Annotated in this window: 8 protein-coding genes and 1 pseudogene; 6 read left to right on the forward strand and 3 right to left on the reverse strand. The window is 45.6% G+C overall.

The annotated features are described in order from the left end of the window. Positions 1 to 329: 329 nt before the first annotated feature. Positions 330 to 578 carry a hypothetical protein gene (locus tag WBA89_RS27490; RefSeq protein WP_424410812.1) on the forward strand — a complete coding sequence of 83 codons (249 nt, stop codon included), beginning with the start codon at positions 330 to 332 and terminating at the stop codon, positions 576 to 578. A gap of 505 nt (positions 579 to 1,083) precedes the next feature. Here WBA89_RS27490 and WBA89_RS27495 read toward each other — a convergent pair. Beyond that, positions 1,084 to 1,281: a hypothetical protein gene (locus WBA89_RS27495; RefSeq protein ID WP_193973435.1), complete on the reverse strand. Its 198-nt coding sequence runs from the start codon at positions 1,279 to 1,281 to the stop codon at positions 1,084 to 1,086. A 385-nt stretch (positions 1,282 to 1,666) separates the two neighbouring features. On the opposite strand from WBA89_RS27495, the gene WBA89_RS27500 reads away from it, so the two are divergent. From WBA89_RS27500 to coaBC, 4 genes are all read left to right on the forward strand, one after another. Further along, positions 1,667 to 1,822, forward strand: a complete 156-nt coding sequence (locus WBA89_RS27500; protein ID WP_424410813.1) for a hypothetical protein — start codon at positions 1,667 to 1,669, stop codon at positions 1,820 to 1,822. Positions 1,823 to 2,106: 284 nt separating this feature from the next. Next, positions 2,107 to 2,730, forward strand: coding sequence for an alpha/beta hydrolase (locus tag WBA89_RS27505; protein WP_424410814.1), 624 nt, complete (start codon positions 2,107 to 2,109; stop codon positions 2,728 to 2,730). A 47-nt stretch (positions 2,731 to 2,777) separates the two neighbouring features. Beyond that, positions 2,778 to 2,990: a protein IsiD gene (isiD, locus tag WBA89_RS27510; protein WP_424410815.1), complete on the forward strand. Its 213-nt coding sequence runs from the start codon at positions 2,778 to 2,780 to the stop codon at positions 2,988 to 2,990. A gap of 144 nt (positions 2,991 to 3,134) precedes the next feature. Next, positions 3,135 to 4,334 carry a bifunctional phosphopantothenoylcysteine decarboxylase/phosphopantothenate--cysteine ligase CoaBC gene (gene coaBC, locus WBA89_RS27515; protein ID WP_424410816.1) on the forward strand — a complete coding sequence of 400 codons (1,200 nt, stop codon included), beginning with the start codon at positions 3,135 to 3,137 and terminating at the stop codon, positions 4,332 to 4,334. A gap of 16 nt (positions 4,335 to 4,350) precedes the next feature. On the opposite strand, the gene WBA89_RS27520 is transcribed toward coaBC, so the two are convergent. Together WBA89_RS27520 and WBA89_RS27525 are read right to left on the reverse strand one after the other, a co-directional pair. Beyond that, positions 4,351 to 4,740 (reverse strand): DNA-binding protein, encoded by a 390-nt coding sequence (locus tag WBA89_RS27520; protein WP_424410817.1) that lies wholly within the window; start codon positions 4,738 to 4,740, stop codon positions 4,351 to 4,353. Next, positions 4,712 to 5,056 carry a type II toxin-antitoxin system RelE/ParE family toxin gene (locus WBA89_RS27525; protein ID WP_424410818.1) on the reverse strand — a complete coding sequence of 115 codons (345 nt, stop codon included), beginning with the start codon at positions 5,054 to 5,056 and terminating at the stop codon, positions 4,712 to 4,714. The genes WBA89_RS27520 and WBA89_RS27525 overlap by 29 nt, the downstream gene beginning before the upstream one ends. A gap of 150 nt (positions 5,057 to 5,206) precedes the next feature. Between WBA89_RS27525 and WBA89_RS27530 the strand changes: the two are divergent. Then, a pseudogene (locus WBA89_RS27530) lies at positions 5,207 to 5,449 on the forward strand (hypothetical protein); the annotation flags it as partial.

The raw sequence follows: 5,449 nt of genomic DNA on the forward strand, positions 1-5,449 counted from the left end.
CACAGAGGGGCAACCATACCCCTCTCCCCCGCAAGGGGATTTAAATTAATGTAAAGCCGTCCTAGAAGGACGGGGTTTCAAACCCATTTTTCTGATGATTGTTTTTGCTTATACCTTGGCAGTATTAGTTTTCTAGTTTTTGACTGGGAAACTTTGCAGAACCCAACTCAACTTTGACGACTGCTGCTACCTCAGTAATTGGTAATCGGTGAAAATCTCATCCGTCCCTGTTACCTGTTAGATATTCCGAGCAGTGGCTTTAGGGTTCTAAAAGTTTAATTGGCGATGTTGGCAAATTACCGTTACTGTAAAACTCTGGAGTGTTAAAAATGCTAAAACAAATGTGTTGGTTGCCGAGATTGGGAGGCAATGGAGAAAAGATATTGCACTTGCGGACTGAAGTGCGTCAAGCGTGGCGGCCTTATACAGCTTTTCCGCAGTTTGCTGCATCGGACTACCGGGAACCGGACGGCTCTAAGGGATGGGCAACTTTTCAGAAGCTGCAAACTCAAGGCTGGAATTTAATATCGACTGAACAAGGGCAGAATTCGTTTTTTGACCAACAGAAAAGTGCTTAAACCAGAAACCTCAGCAATAAAAGAAGAGGTCAAATCCTCTTCTCTTTATTGGTGTCTCGGACGCAAAAACTGGGTTTTTTAACCATGATATTTCCGCGATATTATGTCCGGGAAATTACCTGTAATATCAATTCCGGTTGCACTCCTGGGGAATTGTTGAGAGTTGACTCGATTTTATTGTTCCGATGCAACCGGAAACGATATCAGAACAAGGCTTAGGGCGATCGTTCTCCGATGACATGACATCAAGCGCTGACAATCCTCGTGCCTGACTGCCGAGGATTGTCAAAGAATTACAAATGCGATCGCCCTCCGACTTTTCTATCGAAAAAAACTAACCCCTCTTGGCAAAGGAGGGTCAAAAAATGAGTTGACATTACAGGACTGACGGGCGCGGGGGCGCGGATCGACCCGCTTTCAAATGCGATTTTTTGCCGGTGCTGGTGTTGGTTTCTCCGAGAAACTGGGCTGATGAGCGCAAGTCCTAAATGAGTCCGACCGGCAGTTAGTGCGATCGCTCGATCAAATTGCTCAACACTGTACGCGCCCGTTCTAAAGGCAAGTGTCTCGGTTTGCCGTTCCAGACAATCTGATATTCGTTGCTGTTTTGACCGTCGCCGTACCCAGAAATCAACTTCAGGTGAAATGCTTCCTCAGCTAATTGGTGAACTGTATCTCTTAGAGCAGTTTGTGCGATTTTCATAATTTGCTGCCTCTTAAATCCTTTTTTACAGTGATAGCCAATTTAAGTTGGCTCTGTACCTCTCCAAAGTTATAGCTTTTTTTAATTGAGTAAGCAGCCGCAAATCAACCGCAAAATGCTACAAAATGTTAAGTTCCCCCAACTCTTGTCACTGCTTCGTTTTGCTGCATTTTGCTCTCAAGCCATACCTGTATATTTTGCCATTCACCTGCTCAGTCATTAGTGGTTGGTAATTGCTCGCGGGGAATTTGTAATTGGGTAATTGTCTCGCTCTCCCGCTTTTTCCCGGAAACCTATCATTATTTGTAAACATAATTTTTTTGTTTGAGTGCTGTCCACCTTCGCGCGTCTTTGATTTTGCTAAAAAATCAAACTGAAGAAGTATTTGTCAATCAGCAATTGTACTCATTTTTTAGTCAAATCAGGGTGGGAAACTGAGATTTGGGCGATCGAGCAGATCGCCGTATTTATCCCCGCTCACGCCCAAATAGCGAATTTTCAACTTTTGTTAGAAGCAGTTTTTTTGAGTAATTCTTACTAATTGACAAATGCAGCGCCAGTCTTAATTTGTCAGATCGTTTCCGGTTGCATCGGAATAATAAAATCGAGTCAACAGTTAACACTCAACCATTCAGTTTTTGGTATTGCTGAATTTGACTGTAAATTCTACTTAGACAGAAACGATCTCCTCGCAGAGAGTAAGAGCTTGAGATGTCGAGTTTTGAAATCTCATACTTCAATTCAGTAACGCCCAAATATCTTGGGTTAGATCCGCCACCACAATTTATAATTTTCATCAGGCCAGATTACCAATTACTAATTACAATGTCTTTACAATTTATTAGCATTCCGCCAACAACTGGCAAACCAGTCGCTTTAATTGTCGCTTTGCACGGGTGGGGTGCTAATGCTCGGGATTTGGCGGCCTTAGCGCCGGCTTTCAATTTGCCGGATTATCAGTTTGTGTTTCCCGATGCTCCGTTTCCCCATCCCCAAGTAACGGGGGGCAAAGCGTGGTATGACCTTCAAAGCAAAGATGCTCGGGGATTGGTAGAAAGCCGGCAATTGCTGAGGGAATTTTTGCTTTCTTTGGAAAGCAGCACGGGGGTGCCTTTGTCTGGCACGATTTTAGGGGGCTTTTCTCAAGGCGGAGCGATGACTCTGGATGTGGGATTGACTTTGCCCGTAGCGGGTTTAATTTGTCTGAGCGGTTATTTGCATTCGTCGATTTCGCCGGCTGCGGGGAGTGCTTTGCCGCCTGTTTTAATCGCGCACGGTACTCGAGATACTATTGTGCCGATTAGTGCTGCGGTGCGATCGCGCGACAGTTTGACTGCTTGGGGAGCTGCTGTGCTTTACCGAGAATTTAACATGGGACACGAGATTCTGCCGGAAGTTGTAGATGTAATGCGAAGTTTTGTTGTAGAAAGTGTGTCGAAATCTGATTAAAGGCTTAGGATATAGTATGGCGGAAGTCTAGGGCAGGGGTAAAAAACATGAAAACTTTAACCAAAGCATCGCGCGATATTGCTTTACTTACTTCTGAAGACGTGGCAGAATTGGCTGTCCGTTTGGAGGTTGACGATTATACCGATCCTTTTGAGGGATTGAATGATTGGCATTTGTTGCGATCGCTGGCTTTTCAGCGGCCGGAGCTGGTTGAACCTTATCTCCACCTTCTGGATATGGAAGCCTACGACGAAGCATAGGCTTAAAAATCTAGCTCAAAAATTTCGACGGAATTGAGGAAGAAGTTAGCAGCATTTTTTGTTGCGGGTTGAACAGATGAATTATAGATTGTTGTCTGTTTTAATCTCAACTTCTTTCTTGATTTTTTTTTATGAAAAAATGACATGAAGGGCAGACGAATTTTAATCGGTGTTAGCGGCGGGATTGCGGCTTATAAAGTTTGCGAAGTAGTTTCAACTTTAGCAAAAGCTGGAGCTGAAGTTAAGGTGATTCTTACTGATGCTGCTGCTGAGTTTGTAACGCCTTTGACTTTTGCTACTCTTTGCCGCCATCCTGCTTTTACTGATAAGGATTTTTGGCAAGCAAATCACGGCCGCCCGCTGCACATTCAACTGGGAGAATGGGCGGAAGTTTTTGCGATCGCTCCTTTGACGGCTAATACTTTGGCTAAGTTGGCGGGGGGTTTTGCTGATAATTTGCTGACTAATACTGTTTTGGCTTCTAGTTGCCCGATTTTGCTGGCACCGGCGATGAATACGGATATGTGGGAACAGCCGACGGTTGCCGGTAATTGGCGGGAAGTGTTGACTTATCGGCGCTATCATGCTGCGAATCCGGGGGCGGGAATGCTGGCGTGCGATCGCGCGGGTGTCGGCCGGATGGCAGAACCTTGTGAGATTTTGGCGCAGATTGAGTCGCTGCTGTATGGTAAGGGCGATCGAGATTTAGCGGGTAAGCGGGTGTTAATTTCTGCGGGAGGAACGCGGGAACACCTCGATCCGGTGCGGTTTATCGGCAATCCTTCCACGGGCAAAATGGGCATAGCTTTGGCGCAAGCCGCACTGCACCGCGGCGCGACGGTGACGCTGGTACACAGTATAACTGGCGAGTTGCCGCTGTCTGGGGTGCGGGCGAGATCAGTTACGAGTGCACAAGAAATGCTGCAGGCGATGCTGGAATGCTTTGGCGATGCGGATTTGACGGTGATGGCGGCGGCGGTTGCGGATGTGAAACCGGCTGAGTACAGCAGTGAGAAATTGCCGAAGCAGCAACTCCCGAATAGTTTACCATTAGCACCGGTAGCGGATATTTTGGCAGAGTTGGGAAGATTGAAACAGCCGCACCAAAAACTCGTCGGGTTTGCAGCACAAACTGGGGATATTGTCAAGCCGGCTTTGGAGAAATTGCGATCGAAGAAACTGGATGTAATTGCCGCAAACCCGATCGACAAAATAGGTGCAGGTTTCGGCAGCAATACCAATCAAGCAATATTAATTAATGCCGCCGGCAAGCAACTAGAAATTGCACCTTGCAGCAAGTTAGAAATGGCTCATCGGTTGTTAGATTTTGTGATGGAAGGGTGAGGGCGCGATTTACTTCTTAACTTGCATTAGCTGGTTCGGGCAATAATTCTGATTCCCCAATCTCCGTTGATTCCGAGTCAGCGGGCAACTCAATATCTGCAATAGTAATTTCTAGTTTAAATCCTAACGCTTCGAGCAGTGCTACCAAACTATAGATTTCCGAACCTGCACTTTCGGTCAACATCTTGTCAAGCTTTTCCCATTGAAGTTGAGCTGACTCTGATAAATTGTTGAACTTTAGCCGAGAATCTACAACGTCTTTGAGTACCATTTGGAGCAATTTAGGTTCATCGCTGGCTTCTGTCAATGTCACCTCGATATAACCTGCTGCTTCTTGGGCATTTCTCAGAGATTCGATCAGAAATTCTTGGTAACTCTTACTCGTTGGTGCTTTCACGTCTTTCATAGTCTCTCCAATATTGAATAGCTTTGCCAATATCTCGCTCTTGAGTGCTCTTATCTCCACCTATTAGCAGAAGTACAATTGTTAGCCCGACTTGTCCAAAGTAAAGCCGATATCCAGGGCCAAAGTCAATTTTGAGTTCAAAAACTCCTTCTCCGACGGACTTACAATCTCCTAGATTACCAGTCATGACTCGCTTAAGCCTTAACCGAATCCTATTTTTGCCTGTGGTATCCCGGAGCGAGTTATACCAATCTTCAAAAGGATTTGTCCCATCTGCTCTCAGGTAGTTGCGAATTTCCCTGGGTTGTACTTCCATAATTTTATCGTAATTGATTGACAATTCCTATCGTAAGTGCGATGACAGTGCATTAAGTGGGCAAATCATACTTAAGACAGAGGCATTCTACCGACAAAATAGTAAACCTTGTTTGAGGAAACAAAGTTTAAATCAAACAGGGGATTGTCAATGAATTTTAAATCGATCGCCAAAACCAATCTACTATTCGGTAGCCTGATAATTAGCCTCGGATTGCAAGCACTTCCAGCAGCAGCCGCACCAGTCACCGACGCGCAAGTTTCCGCCCTCGTAGAAGCACTGCGACAAGCCGCGCCGCCGCAAACCGCAAATGACGGAATGTACAGTCAGTGGCAAGTTTTACCGGGCAATATTTCCCGCTGGGCAAAATTCTGTACCAAACAAGATTTAACA

Source organism: Microcoleus sp. (assembly GCF_049646505.1).
GTDB lineage: Bacteria > Cyanobacteriota > Cyanobacteriia > Cyanobacteriales > Microcoleaceae > Microcoleus.

Excerpts from the sequence above, each read along its gene's own strand:
- WBA89_RS27520 (WP_424410817.1), bottom strand. The coding sequence starts at position 4,740 with ATGAAAGACGTGAAAGCACCAACGAGTAAGAGTTACCAAGAATTTCTG.
- WBA89_RS27490 (WP_424410812.1), top strand. The coding sequence starts at position 330 with ATGCTAAAACAAATGTGTTGGTTGCCGAGATTGGGAGGCAATGGAGAA.
- coaBC (WP_424410816.1), top strand. The coding sequence starts at position 3,135 with ATGAAGGGCAGACGAATTTTAATCGGTGTTAGCGGCGGGATTGCGGCT.
- WBA89_RS27525 (WP_424410818.1), bottom strand. The coding sequence starts at position 5,056 with ATGGAAGTACAACCCAGGGAAATTCGCAACTACCTGAGAGCAGATGGG.
- WBA89_RS27505 (WP_424410814.1), top strand. The coding sequence starts at position 2,107 with ATGTCTTTACAATTTATTAGCATTCCGCCAACAACTGGCAAACCAGTC.
- isiD (WP_424410815.1), top strand. The coding sequence starts at position 2,778 with ATGAAAACTTTAACCAAAGCATCGCGCGATATTGCTTTACTTACTTCT.
- WBA89_RS27495 (WP_193973435.1), bottom strand. The coding sequence starts at position 1,281 with ATGAAAATCGCACAAACTGCTCTAAGAGATACAGTTCACCAATTAGCT.